Origin of the sequence: Aureimonas frigidaquae, from assembly GCF_001463905.1 — a bacterium.
GTDB lineage: Bacteria > Pseudomonadota > Alphaproteobacteria > Rhizobiales > Rhizobiaceae > Aureimonas > Aureimonas frigidaquae.
On sequence record NZ_BBWR01000018.1, the window covers coordinates 56,987 to 75,304 of the forward strand.

Annotated in this window: 16 protein-coding genes; 11 read left to right on the forward strand and 5 right to left on the reverse strand. The window is 67.2% G+C overall.

The window, feature by feature from the left end; genetic code table 11:
- The first annotated feature begins 9 nt into the window (after positions 1 to 9).
- Together AUL30_RS17360 and AUL30_RS17365 are read left to right on the forward strand one after the other, a co-directional pair.
- On the forward strand, positions 10 to 1,080 hold the full coding sequence (locus AUL30_RS17360) for a glycerol dehydrogenase (RefSeq protein ID WP_062229171.1): 1,071 nt from the start codon (positions 10 to 12) through the stop codon (positions 1,078 to 1,080).
- A gap of 26 nt (positions 1,081 to 1,106) precedes the next feature.
- Entirely contained in the window at positions 1,107 to 1,865 is a 759-nt protein-coding gene (locus AUL30_RS17365; RefSeq protein ID WP_062229172.1) for an SDR family NAD(P)-dependent oxidoreductase, read from the forward strand.
- Positions 1,866 to 1,923: 58 nt separating this feature from the next.
- On the opposite strand, the gene AUL30_RS17370 is transcribed toward AUL30_RS17365, so the two are convergent.
- Positions 1,924 to 2,802, reverse strand: coding sequence for a LysR family transcriptional regulator (locus AUL30_RS17370; RefSeq protein ID WP_062229173.1), 879 nt, complete (start codon positions 2,800 to 2,802; stop codon positions 1,924 to 1,926).
- A gap of 96 nt (positions 2,803 to 2,898) precedes the next feature.
- On the opposite strand from AUL30_RS17370, the gene AUL30_RS17375 reads away from it, so the two are divergent.
- Together AUL30_RS17375 and AUL30_RS17380 are read left to right on the forward strand one after the other, a co-directional pair.
- Positions 2,899 to 3,924: an NAD(P)-dependent oxidoreductase gene (locus AUL30_RS17375; protein WP_083508037.1), complete on the forward strand. Its 1,026-nt coding sequence runs from the start codon at positions 2,899 to 2,901 to the stop codon at positions 3,922 to 3,924.
- Positions 3,925 to 3,994: 70 nt separating this feature from the next.
- On the forward strand, positions 3,995 to 4,702 hold the full coding sequence (locus tag AUL30_RS17380) for an RraA family protein (protein WP_062229174.1): 708 nt from the start codon (positions 3,995 to 3,997) through the stop codon (positions 4,700 to 4,702).
- 31 nt (positions 4,703 to 4,733) lie between these two features.
- Here the strand turns inward: AUL30_RS17380 and AUL30_RS17385 are convergent, their stop codons facing one another.
- From AUL30_RS17385 to AUL30_RS17400, 4 genes are all read right to left on the reverse strand, one after another.
- Complete coding sequence (locus AUL30_RS17385; RefSeq protein WP_062229175.1) at positions 4,734 to 5,756, reverse strand: ABC transporter permease; 1,023 nt, start codon at positions 5,754 to 5,756, stop codon at positions 4,734 to 4,736.
- Between the two features lie 4 nt (positions 5,757 to 5,760).
- Positions 5,761 to 6,753 (reverse strand): ABC transporter permease, encoded by a 993-nt coding sequence (locus AUL30_RS17390; protein WP_192843083.1) that lies wholly within the window; start codon positions 6,751 to 6,753, stop codon positions 5,761 to 5,763.
- A gap of 17 nt (positions 6,754 to 6,770) precedes the next feature.
- A complete protein-coding gene (locus tag AUL30_RS17395; RefSeq protein WP_062229177.1) occupies positions 6,771 to 8,267 on the reverse strand; it encodes a sugar ABC transporter ATP-binding protein in 1,497 nt (498 codons plus the stop codon).
- A 76-nt stretch (positions 8,268 to 8,343) separates the two neighbouring features.
- Positions 8,344 to 9,366, reverse strand: coding sequence for a substrate-binding domain-containing protein (locus tag AUL30_RS17400; RefSeq protein ID WP_062229178.1), 1,023 nt, complete (start codon positions 9,364 to 9,366; stop codon positions 8,344 to 8,346).
- A gap of 184 nt (positions 9,367 to 9,550) precedes the next feature.
- On the opposite strand from AUL30_RS17400, the gene AUL30_RS17405 reads away from it, so the two are divergent.
- The 7 genes from AUL30_RS17405 to deoC all read left to right on the forward strand — a co-directional run bounded on the left by AUL30_RS17405 (position 9,551) and on the right by deoC (position 18,316).
- Positions 9,551 to 10,465 carry a MurR/RpiR family transcriptional regulator gene (locus AUL30_RS17405; RefSeq protein WP_157070276.1) on the forward strand — a complete coding sequence of 305 codons (915 nt, stop codon included), beginning with the start codon at positions 9,551 to 9,553 and terminating at the stop codon, positions 10,463 to 10,465.
- Positions 10,452 to 12,017, forward strand: coding sequence for an alcohol dehydrogenase catalytic domain-containing protein (locus AUL30_RS17410; protein ID WP_192843084.1), 1,566 nt, complete (start codon positions 10,452 to 10,454; stop codon positions 12,015 to 12,017). Before AUL30_RS17405 ends, AUL30_RS17410 begins: the two co-directional genes overlap by 14 nt.
- Positions 12,018 to 12,077: 60 nt before the next feature.
- A complete protein-coding gene (locus AUL30_RS17415) occupies positions 12,078 to 13,661 on the forward strand; it encodes an FGGY-family carbohydrate kinase (protein WP_083508040.1) in 1,584 nt (527 codons plus the stop codon).
- A gap of 92 nt (positions 13,662 to 13,753) precedes the next feature.
- Positions 13,754 to 14,773, forward strand: coding sequence for a galactitol-1-phosphate 5-dehydrogenase (locus tag AUL30_RS17420; protein ID WP_062229182.1), 1,020 nt, complete (start codon positions 13,754 to 13,756; stop codon positions 14,771 to 14,773).
- 39 nt (positions 14,774 to 14,812) lie between these two features.
- Positions 14,813 to 16,336 (forward strand): FGGY-family carbohydrate kinase, encoded by a 1,524-nt coding sequence (locus AUL30_RS17425; RefSeq protein WP_062229183.1) that lies wholly within the window; start codon positions 14,813 to 14,815, stop codon positions 16,334 to 16,336.
- Positions 16,333 to 17,316 (forward strand): sugar-binding transcriptional regulator, encoded by a 984-nt coding sequence (locus AUL30_RS17430; protein ID WP_062229184.1) that lies wholly within the window; start codon positions 16,333 to 16,335, stop codon positions 17,314 to 17,316. The genes AUL30_RS17425 and AUL30_RS17430 overlap by 4 nt, the downstream gene beginning before the upstream one ends.
- A gap of 88 nt (positions 17,317 to 17,404) precedes the next feature.
- Positions 17,405 to 18,316: a deoxyribose-phosphate aldolase gene (gene deoC, locus AUL30_RS17435; protein WP_062229323.1), complete on the forward strand. Its 912-nt coding sequence runs from the start codon at positions 17,405 to 17,407 to the stop codon at positions 18,314 to 18,316.
- Positions 18,317 to 18,318 lie beyond the last annotated feature (2 nt).

Below are 18,318 nucleotides of genomic sequence, written 5' to 3' on the forward strand. Positions count from 1 at the left end.
TCCACACGAATGTACATCACCGGAGCACGCTTTCCCGGCCGCTACGTCCAGGCGCCGGGCCTCATCTCCCGCCTGGGAGCACAGGCCGAGACGCTGGGCAAACATGCCCTCGTCATTCTGGACCGCAATCTGGCGGACGTCCTGCGCGGTCCGCTCGAAGAGGGCGTGAAACCCCTATCGGCGGTCATTTCCGTCCATGGCGGCGAATGCTCCGAACAGGAGATTACGCGGAACGTCGAGGAGGGCCGCGCAAAGGGCGTGGACATGATCATCGGCGTGGGCGGCGGCAAGGCGCTGGACACGGCGAAATCGGTGGCCTTCCGCCTGGGCGGCCTGCCATGCGTCATCGTGCCGACCATCGCCGCATCGGATGCACCCTGCTCCGCCCTCGCCGTGGTCTACAAGGAATCCGACCATTCGGTCGATTACGACTACTTCCTGCCGCGCAATCCAGACCTCGTCCTCGTCGACACGCAGATCATCGCCCAGGCCCCGTCGCGCTTTCTGGCGGCCGGCATCGGCGATGCGCTCGCCACCTGGTACGAGGCCGAAAGCTCCCGGATCGCCGATGCGCCCAATTGCTGGGGCACGCACGGCTCTGCCCTCGCCTTCGAGATCGCCCGTTTCTGCCGGGATACGATCGTGGAATACGGCGCCGAGGCCCTGCGCGAATGCGATGCGGGCGAGGCCGGACCGGCCTTCGAGCGCGTGGTGGAGGCCAACATCCTTCTGTCCGGCGCTGGCTTTGAGTCGGGCGGCGTTGCCGGCGCCCATGCCATCCACCATGGCCTGTGCGAGTTGCCGGACGTGCACCATCACCTGCACGGCGAAAAGGTCGCCATCGGCGTGTTGGCGACGCTGCTGATCCACGGCAATCGGGACGAATACGAAAAGGTGCGCGATTACTGCCTGTCCGTCCGGCTGCCCACGCGCCTGTCCGATATCGGCATCGTGGAGGTGAGCGACGAAAAGCTCCAAGCGGTCGCGCAGCGCGCCTGCCGGCCGGGCGAGATCATGGAAAACGAACCCATCACCGTCACGCCGGACATGGTCGTGGCGGCGCTGCGGCAATTGGCCTGACAGAGTCCCGGGGAGGATTAAATCGCATGCAAGAGACCGTCGAAACATTCCGCAAGGACCTCTTTTCCGGCCAGCACGTGATTGTGTCCGGCGCGACCAGCGGCATCGGGCTCGACATTGCCCGCGGCTTCGCCGCGCTTGGCGCCGAGGTAACGGCAACGGGATCGTCGGCCGACAAGATCGCCGGCATGGGAAGCGAGAGCGCAATCCGCTTCACGCGGCTGGATGTCCGCGACCGGGCGGCCGTCAAGGCGTTCTGCGCCGATCAGGAGCGCTGCGATGTCCTGATCAACGGCGCCGGCATCGCCCGTGGTGGCGCGGAATGGGACGAAGACATCTTCCTCGACACGATGGATGTGAACCTCAACGCCCAGTTCCGGCTTGCCATCGGCCTGAAGGACCGGCTGGCTGAGCGTGGCGGCAGCATCATCAACATCGCCTCGATGCTCAGCTACATGGCCGATCCGGGCGTGCCGGCCTACACGGCCTCCAAAACCGGTGTCCTGGGGCTGACCCGCGCGCTCGCGCACAAATGGGGCCGCGAAGGAATCCGCGTCAACGCCGTGGCGCCCGGCTACCACAAGACCGACATGACCAAGCCGATCTGGTCGGTGCCCTTCGGCGAAGAGGCCGTGTCGCGCCGCACGGCGCTGGGCCGCTGGGGCACGACGATCGATCTCGTCGGTCCGTGCCTCTTCCTCGCCTCTCCGGCCGCGGCCTACGTGACCGGAATGTGCCTGGAGGTCGATGGCGGCTTCGTGACGGGCAACCCGCTGGAGGCGTAGGCCAGCGGCACGTGCAGCACGGCATCTTTTTCGGGGGGCGGTGCCCCCCGTCCGCCGTTCAGGCGGCTCCGGCGACGGAGCGCAGCAGGCCCGCAATCGTCATCGCGGCGGGCGAAAGATAGGCGTCCGGCCGATACAGGAGCCCGAAAGAGCGGCGATATGTCGTCTGTGCACAGCGCAGCTCGACAAGCTCGGAGGCCGCCAGCCGTTCCCCGGAGCAAAAGCTGAGCAGATCGCTGCCGCCGACCAGACGCGGCATGAGCACCAGCGAATTGACCTCGATCCGGACGCGGGGCTTGCGAAGTCCCGCACGCTCGAAAGCGTGGTCCAGCCATCGCCGGAGCACGACCGAACTGGACGGCAGGATCCAGTCATAGTCGAGCATCGCTTCCATGCTTGCCTGCCGCCCGGCCAGCGGGTGGCCCGCCCGCGCCACGACGACGACATCGTCGAAGATCAGCGGCTCGGACTGGAACTCGTCCCCGCCCGGCCCCGTCGGGCTGACGAGCATGTCGAGTCGGTCCTCCCGCAGGGCGTTGCGCAGCACATCGTTCATCCCGGTCACGAGATCGATGGTGATGCCGGGGGCCTCACGCATCATCCGCTCGATGACGTCGGGCAACAGCGTCTCGGTCACCGTCGCCGACGCGCCGAGCCGCACATGCCCACTGACGCCGGTGGCATGGTCGGACAATTCCCGCCTGGCATCGTCGATCCGCTGCAGGATCGACCGCGCCCTTTGATGGAAGACCCTGCCGGCCGGTGTCGTCTCGACGTGGCGGCCCTTGCGCATCAGGAGCGGCGTGCGCAGCGCCTCTTCCAGCCGGTCGATGCATTTGGTGACCGCCGGCTGGGTGACGCCCAGCCGAGCCGCCGCCGAGCCGATGCCGCCCGTCTCGATCACCGCCGCGAAATAACGCAGATCCCGCTCGTTCAAAGCATTCCTCGAAGTTATAAATACTGGAATATTATGTATTAGACAGAATTTTTCGGCAATGGTTGATTACCCCCCGTTCTGGGAGGATCAACGCATATGCCACCTATCGTTCTCGTCACGGCACCATCGCTGGCACCGGCCGGGCGCGCCGTTTTGGACAGCGCGGGCTGCGATATCCGCTACGTGTCGGGCTTTTCGGATGTGGACGGCCTGCACCGGCTCCTGCGTGAAGAGCGGGTCGAGGGGATCATCTCCCGGACCATGCATCTGACCGCCGACATGATGGATTCCTGCCCGAGCCTCAGCGTGATCTCCAAGCATGGCACGGGCACCAGCAACATCGACATGGACGCCGCCACGCAGCGCGGGATCGCCGTGTTTTCGACGCCCGGCGCCAATGCGCGCGCGGTGGCAGAGTTCACCATCGGAACGATGATCGCCGCCATGCGCCACGTGGCCCGCTTCGATCGCAGCGTGCGCAACGGCGAATGGGTGCGCAGCGGCGACGGCGCCGAACTGTCGGGGCGCACGCTCGGCCTGGTCGGCTTCGGCCGCATCGCCCGGCAGGTGGCTGCGGTCGCCCGCGCCCTCGGAATGCGGGTCATTGCCCATGATCCGATGATCGACCCGACCATCGCCACGCTGGAGGGCGTCTCTCTGGTCCGTGAGCTGGACGCGCTGGTGCGCCAGAGCGATGTGTTGAGCCTGCATTGCCCGGCCGTGCGCGGCGCCCCGCCCATTCTCGATGCGCGGCGCCTGGCGCTGCTGCCGGTGGGCGCGGTCGTCGTCAACACCGCGCGCGGCGAACTGGTGGACGAGGCCGCCCTGGCGGCGGCACTCGAAGCGGGCCGGGTTTCGGCCGCGGCGCTGGACACCTTTGCGCAGGAGCCACTGGCGGACGGGCCCCTGCGGCGCAATCCCAACACCGTCCTGACGCCGCATATCGGCGGCTCGACGCCCGAGGCGCTGGCCGGCATGGCCGAACAGGCCGCACGCAACGTGGTGGCGTGCCTGAATGCCCGCAAAGCCGACAGGCCGCTGGCCGACGAGATCGCCGCCCTATGCCTCAACCGCAGCTTGCTCGAGGCGCAACCAGCGCATCTGCGCGGCGCAATTGCATGAATGACGGCCATCAAGGCCGCACCGTGACGACACCCCCTGTTCAAGCTGAGCGCATGAAGGACGAGCGACCATGAATCAGACGATCAAGCCTGCCGCTGCGGCATGGCCAACCGGCTTCCAGGTCAAACCGCGCGTCGAAACAGTGCCGCAGGCGCTGATCGAGGCCTATCGCAGCGTGCCGTCCTGCCATGCCGGCGACGTGATCGGCCGCCACAGCGGCTCGCGGGGGCTGACGCCTTACCATCGGGACCTGTCGGCCGTCATGGTCGGCCCGGCAATCACCGTGCGCATCCGGCCGGGCGACAATCTGATGATCCATCTTGCCATGATGATGGCCGAGCCCGGCGACATCATCGTCATCGATGGCGGGGGCGATCTGTCGACGGCAGTGATCGGCGGCCTCATGCGCACCACGGCCCTGGCGCGGCGCATTGGCGGCTTCGTCCTGGACGGGGCGCTGCGGGACGTTGCCGAATGGGCGGAAGGCGGGATCTGCGCCTATGCCATGGGCAACACATTGCGGGGCCCATCGAAGGACGGACCGGGCGAAGTGAACGTGCCGGTCTCCTGCGCCGGCATGAGCGTCCTGCCGGGCGACCTGATCCTTGGCGATGGCGACGGTGTGATCTGCATTCCCGCCGCGCAGGCGCAGGAGCTGCTCCCCCTGTGCCGTGCCCATGCGCAGAAGGAGAAGCAGATCGCCGCCGCGAACGCGACCGGCACACTGGATCGCGCGCGCTTCGACGCCCTGCTGCGCGCCAAGGGGTGCCCGGTCTAAAGCCGGCATGCGCCCGTGAGGGCGCGTAGCCCTACCTGCCGAGCCGCGCCGGCCACAGGCCGACAATGTTGGCCCAGGGTCGGCCGGCCTTGCGCAGGACAAGGATGCCGTCCACCACCACGACGGCCACCAGCACGGCGCCGATCACCACGGCCTGCCATTCGGACGGCACGGACAGGAGGTTGAAGGCATTGGTCATCAGCGTCACGAAGAGGACGCCCGCCAACGCCCCGACATAGGACCCCTTGCCGCCCGCGATGGAGCCGCCGCCGATGAGGCAGGCGATGAAGATCTGCATCTCCAGCCCCTCGCCCATATAGCGGTTGGCCATGCCGACCCGCGCCGTCATCAGGACGCCGGCCAGCGCCGCCAGCCCGCCCGACAGGACGAAGCACCAGAACTCCACCCGTGCGGGGCGGATGCCTGTTGCGCTGGCAGCGCGCGGATTGCCGCCGAGGAACAGGAGCCCACGGCCCGGCGCCGTCAGGCGCAGGAAGGCTTCGAACAGGACACAGAGCAGGAGCGCGAAGAGGAACAAGCCGGACAGGTTGCCAAAGCTCCATTGGCCGAGCGCGCTGAAGCCGGGCGGGAAGGATGTGAAGCCGGCCAGAAGCTGCCCGGACATGACCACCTCGATCACGCCGCGCGTCATGTACAGGACGCCGAGCGTGACGATGAGGTGGTTGATGCCCACATAGGCGACCATCAATCCGTTGAAGGCGCCGATGGCGAGGCCGAGGGCAAGCCCGGCGGCAACGGCCACGATTACCGGCGCGCCGGCATCCAGCGCCATGGCCGAGGCGATGCCCGACACGCCCATCACCGCACCGACCGACAGGTCGAAGCGGCCGATCATGAACAGCGTCATCATGCCGAGCGCCACGATCAGATTGGGCGCGATGGCCGTCTGGAGAGAGGCCAGATTGTTGGCGTTCAGGAAGGCCGGTGACAGGACGGCCAGAACGAGCGCCAGGACGAGCGCGGCGCAGAAGGTCAGTGCCTCCTGTTCCAGGCGGCCATGGCGCAGGAATGTGAGCTTGGAACGCTTGGCCATGGTCCTACCGGCTCCGGCGGTTGAGGATGGTGTCGAAGGCTACCGTCAGGATCAGGAGAAGGCCGATGACGAATTGCTGGAAGACCGGCTCGATATCGTACATGATCATGCCGTTCAGAACGAGCGCCAGCAGAAGAAGGCCGAGCGCCGAGCCGCGCAGGTCCCCCCGCCCGCCATACAGGCTCGCCCCGCCGATGATGGCAGCCGTCACCAGCACGAATTCGAGGCCGAGCCCCATCCGCACATCGGCATGGGTGATGCGCGAGGCGGTGAAGATGCCCGCCAGGCCCGCCGTGACCGCGCTCAGCATGAAGGCGAGGATCTTGATCCGCCCCACGCGAATGCCGTGAATGGCGGCCGAACGGGCATTCTCGCCGATGAAGCACATGCGACGGAACAGGCCGGACTTGCGCTGGAACAGCCAGGCGATGAGCAGGATCGCCACCATGGCCACGATCGTGATGCGGATGTCGAAGAGGTCGGTCCGCGCAAGGCTGCGGAAGGCCCGCGGATAAGTCCGCCCGCCCAGATCATTGGCAATGACATTCGACAGGCCGCGCACGAGCAGCATGGTGCCGATGGTGAGCATCAGCGAGTTGATGTTGAAGCGCACGACCAGGAAGCCGTTGAGAAAGCCGATTGCGGCCGCCGCCATGAGCGCCACCCCGGCGGCCGGCCAGAAGCCCCATCCGCCAACGAGCAACGCGCCGGTCAGCGTGCCCGTCAGCGCGAAGACCGAGCCGACTGACAGATCGATCTCCTTCATGACCATCACATAGGTGAAGCCGATGATGGCGAGGAAATCGATGGAAACGCCGAACAGGATGGAGTTGAGGTTCTGCGCTGTCGCGAAGTTGGGACGCGTCAGCGCCAGGAACAGGAGCACGGCCGCCACCACCAGCGCCAGCGCCAGGATGTTGGAGCCAAAGCCCGGGCTTGCCACGCGCCGTGTCGCGGCGGCGGCTGCCGGCTTGTCGATGCTGCGGGCCAAACCCATGTCGTCCTTCTCCCCCGTCATCGTCCGCCCGCCGCAAGCGCCATGACCGACTCTTCGCCGAGCTCGGCGCCGCTGACCTCGCCGGCACGCCTTCGCCCGCGCATCACGACGATCCGGTGCGACAGGCGCAGAAGCTCCGGCAGGTCGGAGGAAAAGACGAGAACCGCCTTCCCCTCTCCGGCCTGCCGGCGGATGATGTCGTGCACCTCCGCCTTTGCGCCCACATCGACACCGCGCGTCGGCTCGTTCAACACGATCACCTCCGGCGCGCTGGCCAGACAGGCCGACAGCATGACCTTCTGCTGATTGCCGCCGGAGAGCTGCCTTGGCCGCACCTGCGGCCCGGCCGTACGGATGGCGAAACGCTTGATATCGGCATCTGCCAGCGCGGCGACGCCGCGCTCCCGGACCAGGCCGAAGCGCGAGAGACGGGTTAGGACCGGCGCGGCGATATTGTCGGCGATGCTGCGCTCCATATAGAGGCCGGCATCCTTGCGGTTGCCGTTCAGGTAGCTCATGCCCCGGTGCATCAGTTCCGCCGGCGAAAGGTCCCGCACATCGAGCCCGCATAGGCGAAGCTGACCGGCGACCGGCGGCACGATGCCGAACAGGCCATGCGAAAATTCCTCCGCGCCCGAGCCCTCCAGGCCGAAAACCCCGACGATCTCCCCCCGCGCGACCGACAGGTCCATATCCTCATAGGCATCCGGCAAAGTGAGGCCACGGACCTCCAGCGCCGGCGCACCCAGCGTTCCGCCGCCCGCCGCCATGGGCGCGCCATCCAGCGCACGCCCCACCATCCGCCGGATGAGATCGTCCTCCGAGAGCCCGTCATTGACGAGGGTTTCCACGAAGCGCCCGTCGCGCAGGACGGTGACGTGATCGGCCAGGGCCAGAACTTCCGGCAGCCGGTGCGACACGTAGAGGATCGTGTGGCCGGCGGCGCGCAGCCGCCCGATCAGGCCGATCAGCGTTTCGGCCTCGCGGTTGTTGAGCCCGGATGTCGGCTCGTCCAGGATCAGAAGCCCGGCATCGCTTTCGACGGCGCGCAGGATCTCCACGATTTGCTGCTGCCCCGGCGTCAGCTCGGACAAAAGGCGCCGCGTATCCATGTCGAGGCCGAAGAGTGCCAAAAGTTCGGCGGCTCGGGCATGCATGCGGCGGAAGTCGATCCGCAGGCCGCGTCGCGGGATGCGCCCGGCAAAGATGTTCTCGGCCACGGACATGTTGGGAAAGACGGCCAGTTCCTGATGGACCATGGCGATATCGCCCCGGCTGCGCTCGGCAGCGTCGGTCGGGCGCCCGGACAGGCGGACCTCTCCGGAATCGGGCTCGACCTCGCCGCTGATCACCTTCAGCGTGGTGCTCTTCCCGGCCCCGTTCTCGCCCAATATGGCGTGCACCTCGCCGCGCCGGACGTGGAAGGACACGTCCTGGAGCGCGCGCACGGCGCCGTAGGTCTTGCTGACCCCGGACAGGCTGAGAATGGGCGGTATGGTGGCGCCTTGCGTCATGGCTCGCCTTTCGCGGAAGCGATCGGTCCCGTTGGAACCGCGCCGCGTGCCGTGTGGCGGCGGCGCGGTCGTGCGGTCAGTAGGTCGGGAGGTTGGACCGCAGGAAGCCTTCGACATTGTCACCGTCGATCACTTCGGTGCCCATATAGACCCGGTCGGGGAACGGGTTGACGCCGGCTGCCGCGTTGTCGGCCGAGATCGGCACCCCGGCAAGGCCTACGGCCTGATCGTTGTAGGCTTCCAGGAACTGGACGGCCATGAAGGCCTGCAGGGCCGTCTTGTTGATGATCGAGGCATCGATCACACCGTCGGCGATGCATTCCAGAACCGGGTCCTCGCGGTCATGCACGATCACCGTCAGATCCGTGATGTCCTTGTCCAGCTCTTCCGCCGCCAGGCAGATGCCGGTTCCGGACGAGCTGTCCAACCCGACCACCGCGGTAATGTCGGGATAGGTGTTGAACATGGTCTTGGCGGCGTCGATGGCGGTCGAGGTCGTCGCCTTGTCGTCGATGCGGCCGGCCAGCGTCCATTGGCTGTTGGCGTCCAGATAGTCCTTCAGGCCCTGGAACTTGGCGTCGGTGTTGGAAGCACCCCAGTTGCCGGACGCCACATAGCTGCCGCTGTTGCCGCCCCGTGCGATCAGCTCCTTGGCCGTGTCGACGCCGGCCTCGTAATTGTCGAGCCCGATGAAGGTGAGCGCACCGCCATTGTCCGGCGTCACCGCCTCGATGACGATGACCGGGATACCCTGCTCCATCGCACGGCGGATGCCCGGCACGGCGCCCGGCTCCCAGAGCGTGGTGATGATGCCGTCGGGCTTGCGGGCGATGGCCTGTTCGACGGCCTCGGCGCCGGCGACAGGGTCCCAGCCCTGCGGGCCGAGCCGCTCGATCGTCACGCCGAACTGCTTCTGCGCATAATCCATGCCGAGCAGGCTGTCCAAGAGATAGGGGTGGCCCTGCAACTGCGACGCATAGACATAGGTCCGGCCGCCGCCCTCCTGCGCGGATGCGGCGGCGACGATGGACAGCGATGCCGCCGCAACGAGCGCGGCGGAACGAATGGACGTAAGACGCCCGCTGGATCTGATGGACATGCAAGTTTCCTCCCGGCGATGAGCGGCCGACCCCGCGCGGCGATGAAGCGGCGCGTCTCCCGGATCGGCTTGACCGAAGAGAAGCTAACAACGTGAAATTTACATGTCCATAAAATATTTTTCTTGAAAGTTATTTTCAGCGGCGGTTAGTTTCAGCCGTCGTCGATGTCGGAGGTGGGGCGCCTTGAAAGGCCAGCTGGGCATATTGGAGCACATTCAAAGTGTGCGGGGCAGCCTTAAGCCGACGCTGCAGCAGGTGGCCGATGCGGTGCTGGCGCAGCCCGACACGACGCGGCGCATGAACATCCGTGAGCTCGCATCCACCTGCGGCGTGTCGGAAGCCTCGATCAGCCGCTTCGTGCGGGATATCGGCTTTTCCAACTATCGCAGCTTCCAGATCCGCATGCTGGAGGATGCGTCCAACGGGGTCTCCATGCCCCGCGGCGCGCCGGAAGAAGGCCAGATCTACGAGAATATCGGCCGTCACGACACGGCCGACACCATTCTGACCAAGGTCGCCCACCGCAATGCTGATATTGCCAGGGCTTGCCTTTCCACACTCGATCCGAAGGCGCTCGAAGACGCGGCAGGCCGGATCGCGGAAGCGAACGTTTTGTATTTTTTCGCAGCAGGCCTCTCGGCGCTGGCGGCCGAGAATGCGCTTCTGCGCTTCGCGCGGATCGGCAAGCCGGCCATCTTCCACCGGGATCGCAACAACCAGCTTCTCATCGCCGGCTCCCTGCCGCCGGGCGGACTGGCCATCGGCATCAGCGATTCGGGCCGCACGCACCAGACCGTGCAGGCCCTGAATGCCGCGCGGCAGGCCGGCCTTGGCACGGTTGCGCTGACGGCTTTCGCCGATTCGCCGCTCGCGCGGCTCGCCGATATCGCGCTGATCACACCCGCCGGCTATGCGCCGGCTGGCGACGAGCCCATCCATGAAAGCATGGTCAGCAAGTTCGGGCAGCTCCTCGCCATCGACGTCCTCTATTCCCTGTCTGCCCTGCGCAACTTCGACGCGGCGGCGCAAGCCGTGCGCCGGGGCGATGCCATCATCCGCCAAAGCCGAACCGCGAGGCGCCAGAATGACCCGGAGTGACATGCTCGCCATCAACCGACGCTGGCCCCATCGTGGCGGCACACTGGAAGCGCTTCTGACCGCGACGCCGGAAGACCAGCCCTGCCCCGCACCGGCAGCCGACGAGATCGTCGCACGGGTCGAGGCGGTCTCCATCTGCTCGTCCGATATCAAGATCGTCCGGATGGGCGCGTCCCATCCGCTCTTTGCCGATGCGGCGGCCGATATCGACACGGTGCTCGGACATGAAGTGTGCCTGCGCGTCGTTGCCGTGGGCGCGCAGCAGGCAGCCCGCTTTCACCCCGGCCAGCGGCTCGGCCTGCAACCGGCGTTGCGCGTGGCGGGCAAGCGGCGCATCATCGGCATGGACCTGCCGGGCGGCTTCGCGCAGCTCTTGCGCCTCGGCCCGGATGCGCTCGACGGCTATGTCATGGACGTTCCCGATACCCTGCCAGCGGCCGCCATCGCACTGCTGGAGCCCTATGGCTGCGTCGAGCGGGCCTGGCGGCCCAATGCGCGCACGGCCCTGCAACCGGGCGGCCGGGCCCTGATCGTCAGCGCCGAAGGCAGCGAGGGCTTCGACTTGGCCGACGTGCCGGACTGGGCCGAGATCACCTGTGTGGGGCCTGCCCCCGCCTGGCTCGCCGATCGGCCGGCACGCTTGGTCGACACGCTGGAACAGCTGGCGCTGGCCGGCGAAAGCTTCGACGATATCCTGGCCCTCGGCTCAGTGACGGCGCAGTGTCTGACACGGCTCTGCGCCCTCATGGCCAACGGCGCGCTGCTCCTGCAGGCGCGCAGCGATGCCGCGCAAGGGCTGTCGCAGCTCGATCCGGCGCGCATCCATTACGACCAGCTCGCCTTCCTCGGAACGCGTGAGCGCCGCATCGAAACGGCTTTCGAACCGGTCCGCCAGCGATACGACGCCCGCCCCGGTGGGGTCGTGCTCGTCCACGGCGCCGGCGGCGCGATGGGGCGGATCCACGTCCACCGGCTGCTGCAACTTGAAGACGGTCCGGCCACGATCATCGCATCGTCCCGCAAGGGCAAGCGTCTTGCGGATCTGACGGCCGACTTTGGGGACCTCGCAGCGCGGGCGGGCAAGCGCCTGGTGGTGACCGATACCGACAGCCTCGCCGACACGGTGGCGCGGCTGGCGCCGCAGGGCCTTTCCGATGCCGTGGTGGTGGCCCCCGATCCGGGCGCCGTGCGTCAGGCGGCGGGCTGGCTCGGGCATGGCGGCCTTCTCGCCGTCTTTGCCGGCTTTCCCTATGGCGAGCGGCTTTCCATCGATCTGTCCCGCGTGGCGCTGGACGGGCTGCGGCTGACGGGTTCGACCGGCTGCTCGCTCGCCGACATGGAATATGTCCTGGCGCGCGTGTCGTCCGGGCAGCTCGACCTGTCCGCCAACATCGCGGCGGTCGGCGGGCTCGACGCCCTGCCGCAGGCGCTCAAAGCCGTCGCGGACGGCAGCGTTTCGGGAAAGATCGTCATCTATCCGCAACGGCCGGATCTGCCGCTCGCGCCTGCGGATGGCTGGACCGTGGCCCGGGAAGCCGGACTGACCGGCTGACCGCGCCCGGGCGGCTCTCGGGAGCGGGCCGCAGACGGGCAGCGGGTGGAAGAACATGAAATGGGAGGAGGACGCACCGTGGTAACCCATGTGATCGGCATCGATATCGGCACCACCGGCACCAAGACCGGGGTCTACGACAGCCAGGGGCGCTGCGTCGGCGAGGCTTTCGAGGAATCCGTCCTGCATTACCCCCAGCCCGGCGCCGTCGAGCAGGACCCGGACGAGATTTTCCGCTCCGTCCTGTCCACCGTGCGCCGCGCGGTCGGGGCCGCCGGCATAGCGCCTGGCGATGTCGCGGCCCTGGCGATCAGCGGGCAGATGGCCGGCATCATGGCTATCGACGCCGACTGGAACCCCGTCACCCATTACGACAGCTGGCTGGACACACGCTGCGCGCCCTACCTTGCGGAGCTTGCCCCGCACGAGGACGATATCATCCGCACCTGCGGCATGGCGCTGGCCTTCAACCACGCGCCCAAGCTTCTTTACTGGCGGGACCGGAAAGACATCTGGAACCGCATCTGCCGCTTCGTGCAGCCGGCGGGTTTCGTCGCGGGCCGCCTGGCCGGGCTTGCCGGCGCGGATGCCTTCATGGACCGCACCTATGTGGCCTTTTCCGGCTTTGCCAGCGGGGAAACATCGCGCTGGAACGAGGAACTCCTCGGCCGTTTCGGCCTCGATACATCCAAGCTCCCCCGCATCGTCGAGCCCTGGGACATCATCGGCAGGGTGCAGCCGCAATGGGCGGAGGCGCTCGGCGTTGCCGCCGGCACGCCCATCGCGGCCGGCTGCGGCGATCAGAGCGCCAATGTGCTGGGCGGCGGCCTGGTGGACGAAGGCACGGTGTTCGATACGTCCGGCACTGCTGCGGTCTTTGCCACCGTCATCGGCCATTTCGGCACCGACACGCGATACAAGTGCCTGATCACCTGCGGCCATGTCATTCCCGGACTGTATTTCCCGATGGCCTATCTGGCCGGTGGCGGGCTCAATCTGCGCTGGTTCCGCGATGTCCTGTCCCCGCGCGAAAAGGCCGAGTGGGAAACCAACGGCATCAACCCCTACGAGGCGTTGGGCGCTGCGGCCGAAACGATCGCGCCGGGGTCCGAAGAGCTCATCTTCATGCCGCATCTGTCCGGGCGCAACACGCCCAACGATCCCACCATGCGCGGCGCGTTCCTGGGCCTGACCTGGCGGCACGACAAGGCGCACATGGTCCGTGCGATCATGGAGAGCATCGCCTATGAATACGCCGTCTACCTGCGCGCCGTGCGCGAGATCGCGCCGGATTACGACCCCACCTTTGCGGTGAACATCGGCGGCGGCGCGCGGTCGGCCGTGCTGCGCCAGATCAAGGCCGACGCGCTCGGGCTCGACTATCATGGCCTGCCAGGCGATGAATTCGGAACGCTCGGCGCGGCCATCGTGGCCGGCCATGCCGTCGGCATCTTCCCCTCTCTGCGGGAAACGGCCCGGCGCTTTGCCGGCCAGACACGGCCGCTCGCCACCTGCCGGCCGGAGGTGACCGCGCTCTACGCACCCTATGTGGACGCCTATATCGAGGCGATGGAATGCCTCTCGCCCTTCTACCAGCGCCTGCAGACGCGCTTGCGTGAGGCCGCACCGAAATCACATCCGTGATACAATGACACGAATGTAGATTTCTGCTTGCGCGCTCGTTTGTGGCGTAATATCACAAGCGTGACACAACATGCATGCCATGGGAGGCTTCAATGCGCGCCATCGTTCTCCACGCCCCGAAGGACATCCGCCTGGAAGAGCGCGACAAGCCGGTCGCCGGCCCGGGCGAGGTGCTCGTGCGCGTCGCCTCCGTCGGCGTCTGCGGATCGGACCTTCCGCGCATGCTGGTCAAGGGCGCGTGGAAGATGCCGCTGATCACCGGCCACGAGTTCTCCGGCCATGTCGCCGAGCTCGGAACCGGCGTCTCCGGCTGGAGCGTCGGCGAGCTCGTCGCCATCGCCCCGCTCATCCCCTGCCATGAATGCGACCAGTGCAAGACGGGCAATTTCTCGCGCTGCAAGGATTACGACTATTTCGGCAGCCGCCGCGATGGCGCCTATGCCGAATATGTCGCGGTTCCGGTCGGTAATCTCCTGAAGTGCCCCCAGCATGTGGATCCACGCGCCATCGCCATGGTGGACCCGGCCTCCATCGCCCTGCATGCGCTCTGGAAGGCCGGCGGCATGACCGTCGGCCAGACGGGCGGCGTGGTCGGCTGCGGGCCGATCGGCCTTTACGCGATCCAGTGGATGCGCCTGATGGGTGCCTCCAAGGTGATTGCGGTGGACGTATCGGAAGAGAAGCTGGAACTCGCCCGCCAGGCCGGGGCGACGAACCTCGTTCTGTCGCGCGATCTTGCCGACAATCCGGAGCGTGCCGACGTGGTGATCGAGGCGGTGGGCCTCGATTCCACGATCAACGCCGCCGTGATGCTGGGCGCGCCCGGCGCGCATGTGACCTTCATCGGCATTCCGGTGCCGGACGTGAAGCTCGACAACAAGACGTTCCAGTACTTCCTGCGCCAGGAAATCTCGCTGCATGGCTCCTGGAACAGCTTCGGCGCGCCCTTCCCCGGCCCGCAATGGACGACGACGATCGAGAAGTTCGGCACCGGCGAGCTGAAGTGGGAGTTCATGATCTCCCACGATCTCGACCTTGCGGAACTGCCGGACATCTTCCGCCGGTTCGATGCGCGGGATCTGCACTTCTCGAAGGTTCTGTTCCGTCCCTGATCGTACGGTACCGAACGCATCGTCGGGGAGGAGGCCCGGATGACCCATGTCCTGACACTCGATCTCGGCACCAACGGTGTGCGCGCCGGCGTGTTCTGCCTGACGGAACGGCGTCTGTTGGCCAAGGGCGAAGCTCCCTATGCCACCGTGCACCGCCCACCCAACCGCGCCGAGCAGGATCCGGAGGATTGGTGGCGCTCGCTCGGGCTCGTCGTGCCGCAGGTCCTGGCCGCGGCCGGCCATCCGCAGATCGCGGCGGTGAGCGTGGCGACCTTCTCCTCCACCGTGGTCGTGGCGGATCGTGACGGCCGCCCGCTGGCCCCCGCCATCCTGTGGATGGACGCCCGCGCCGCCGCCGAGGCCGCCGTTTCGGACGGCATCGAACACCCCGTCCTCGACTATGCCGGTGGTTCCAATGCCGTGGAATGGCTGGTTCCCAAAGCCATGTGGCTGGCCCGGAACATGCCCGAACTCTGGGCGCGGACCGAGGTCGTCTGCGAGGCGCTGGATTTCATCAATCACCGGCTGACGGGACACTGGGCCGGCTCCTTGATGAACGCCACCTGCAAGTGGAACTACGACAGCCGCGCCCGCGCCTTCTGCCCCGACCTTTATGAAGCCTTCGGCGTGCCGGAGCTGATCGACAAGCTGCCGGCGCACATCGTCGATATCGGCCAGCCGATCGGCCCGCTCCTGCCACAGGTGGCACAGGCCTGGGGCATCGACGGCGCGCCGATCGTGGTGCAGGGCGGCATCGACGCGCATATGGGCACCTTTGGCGCGGATTGCGTAAGCCCCGGCCGGATGCTCCTGATCGGCGGCACCTCCAACGTTCACCTGACGCAGGTTGCCGATGACGGCGCGAAGGTCGACGGCGTCTGGGGCCCCTATCCCCATGCGCTGACGCCCGGCCTGCGAATGATCGAAGGCGGCCAGGTCTCTGCCGGCTCAATCCTGAAGTGGCTTTCTCAGGATATTTTCGGCCTGTCCGACGACGCGCTGCCGCAGCTCTTGGCGGCGGCCGAGGCCATCGAGCCGGAGGATACGGGGCTTCTGGCGCTGGACTTCTGGATGGGCAACCGCACACCCTATCGCGATGCGCGGCTGCGCGGCGCGTTTCTGGGCCTGTCCCTTTCGCACGACCGGGCCTCCATCTACCGCGCAGCGGTGACGGCGGTCGCTCTCGGGGCGGCCAATGTCATCGTGGACCTGGAACGCCAGGGTGTTGCGGTGGAGCATATCGTCATTGCGGGCGGCATCATGCGCAACCCCTTGTGGCTTGCCGCCACCGTGGATGCGATCGGCAAGCCCGTGGCCCTGGCGCAGGACGATAACCTCTCCCTCTACGGCAATGCCGTGGCAGCTTCCGTCGGGCTGGGACTGTGGCCCGACCTGACGGCCGCCGCCGCCGAGCTGAAGGCGCCGGTGCGCATGATGCATCCGGACATGGCCCGGCACGCGCAGTACCGCCGCCTCCTCGCCGACTATCGCGACGCGGTGGAAACGCTGACGCCGATCCTGCATCGTCTGGCGGACGGAACCGCACGCGGGGAACGCGCATGAGGGAAGAGCCCGAACGCACCGCCAACCGCCTGCCGGTGGACGAAAGCCGCGATCACCTCATGGTCCAGATCGCGCGCATGACCTACCAGCAGGACAAGACGCTGACGGACATCGCCGCCGAAACCGGCCTGAACCGCTGGCAGGTCAGCCGCCTGCTTCAGGAAGCGCGGGATCTGGGCATCGTGCGGATCGAGATCGTGCCGCGCACGCTGCGCCACCCCGAGCTGGAAACCCGCCTTGCCCGTACCTTCGGCCTGCGCGATGCCATCATCGTTCCTGGTCCGGCGGAACAGGGGGTCGATGCGGTGGCGCAGGTCGCCGGCCAGTACCTGGCGCAGATCAAGCCACGGCCCAAGACGATCGGCGTTTCCTGGGGCCGTACCATGGGCGCCGTTGCCCATTGGCTGCCGCCGGACTGGGCCGACGGGGTCAGCGTCGTGCAGATCAACGGCACGGTGGCGCCGATCCCCGGCATTGCGCATCACAACGACGTGGCGGAAACCTTCGCGCGAAAAGGCAAGGGCCGCATGGTCCCCCTGCCGGTGCCGGCCATCGTGGGCGAGCGGCTGACGCGCGAAGTCCTGGAGAAGGACCGGATCGTGGCCGATGTCCTGCGCCTTGCGCGGTCGGCGGAGGTGCTGGCCTTTTCGCTCGGCATCGTGGGCGAGGGTTCGGTGCTCATGCGCTCGGGCAATATCCTCAAATCCGAGATGGCCGGACTCATGAAGGCCGGCGCCGTCGGCGACATGCTCGGACATTTCATCAACCGCCGGGGCGAGATCGTCGATGCGGAGCTGGATGCCCGCACGATCGGGCTGTCGCTCGGCGATCTGCGGCGGTGCGACCGGGTCATCGGGATCGCCGCCGGGCCGGAAAAGCACGACGTCTCCTTGGGTGCGCTCCGGACAGGCTTGATCAACGTTCTCATCGCCGACGAGGCAACGGCACTCTTTGCACTGGAGCACGCTCATGACCGCTGAAACCATCCGTGCCGTGGCGGTACCGGGAACCGCTCTGGCCGACACGCGCAACGACCATCGCAACCCCGGCACGGCGCTGTCACCGGACATGTTCGCCGGCCACCCGGCCAATCGCAGCGCGGCCGAACGCCGTGCCGCCTCTCTCACCGCGCGGCGCAGTATCAAGAAGCAGTGGCAGGCCGCCTGGCTGATCAACGCGATCCGCTGCATCGATCTGACGACGCTTTCGGGCGACGATACGGCCGAGCGCGTCCGCCGGCTCTGCGCCAAAGCGCGCAACCCCGTTGCGCCCGCCATCCTGGAAGCGCTTGGCCTTGCCGATGCCGGGCTGACGACGGGCGCCGTCTGCGTCTATCCCACCATGGTTCCCCATGCCGTTCGGGCACTGGCCGGCAGCGGCATTCCCGTGGCCTCTGTGGCGACCGGCTTTCCCGCCGGGCTGATGCCCCTGCCCCTGCGGCTGGAGGAAATCCGCTACGCCGTGGCCGAGGGCGCGGACGAAATCGACATCGTCATCACGCGCGAGCATGTTCTGAACGGCAACTGGCAGGCCCTCTACGACGAGGTCTGCGCCATGCGTGAGGCCTGCGGAGACGCGCATCTGAAGGCGATCCTCGCCACCGGGGACCTGCAGACGCTGCGCAACGTCTATGCCGCATCCATGGTGTCGATGCAGGCCGGGGCAGACTTCATCAAGACGAGCACCGGCAAGGAAGGCGTCAACGCCACGCTTCCGGTCAGCCTGGTCATGCTGCGGGCACTGCGCGACTATCTCGACGCCACGGGCCACAGGGTCGGCTTCAAGCCGGCCGGCGGCATGAAGTCCGCCAAGGACGCCCTGTCCTGGCAGGTCCTGATGAAGGAAGAGCTCGGGCGCGACTGGCTGGAGCCCGACCTGTTCCGGCTCGGCGCATCCTCCATGCTCGGCGATATCGAACGCCAACTCGAACATTTCGTCACCGGCCGCTACGCATCGTCGTCGCGTCACGCCCTGGCGTAAGG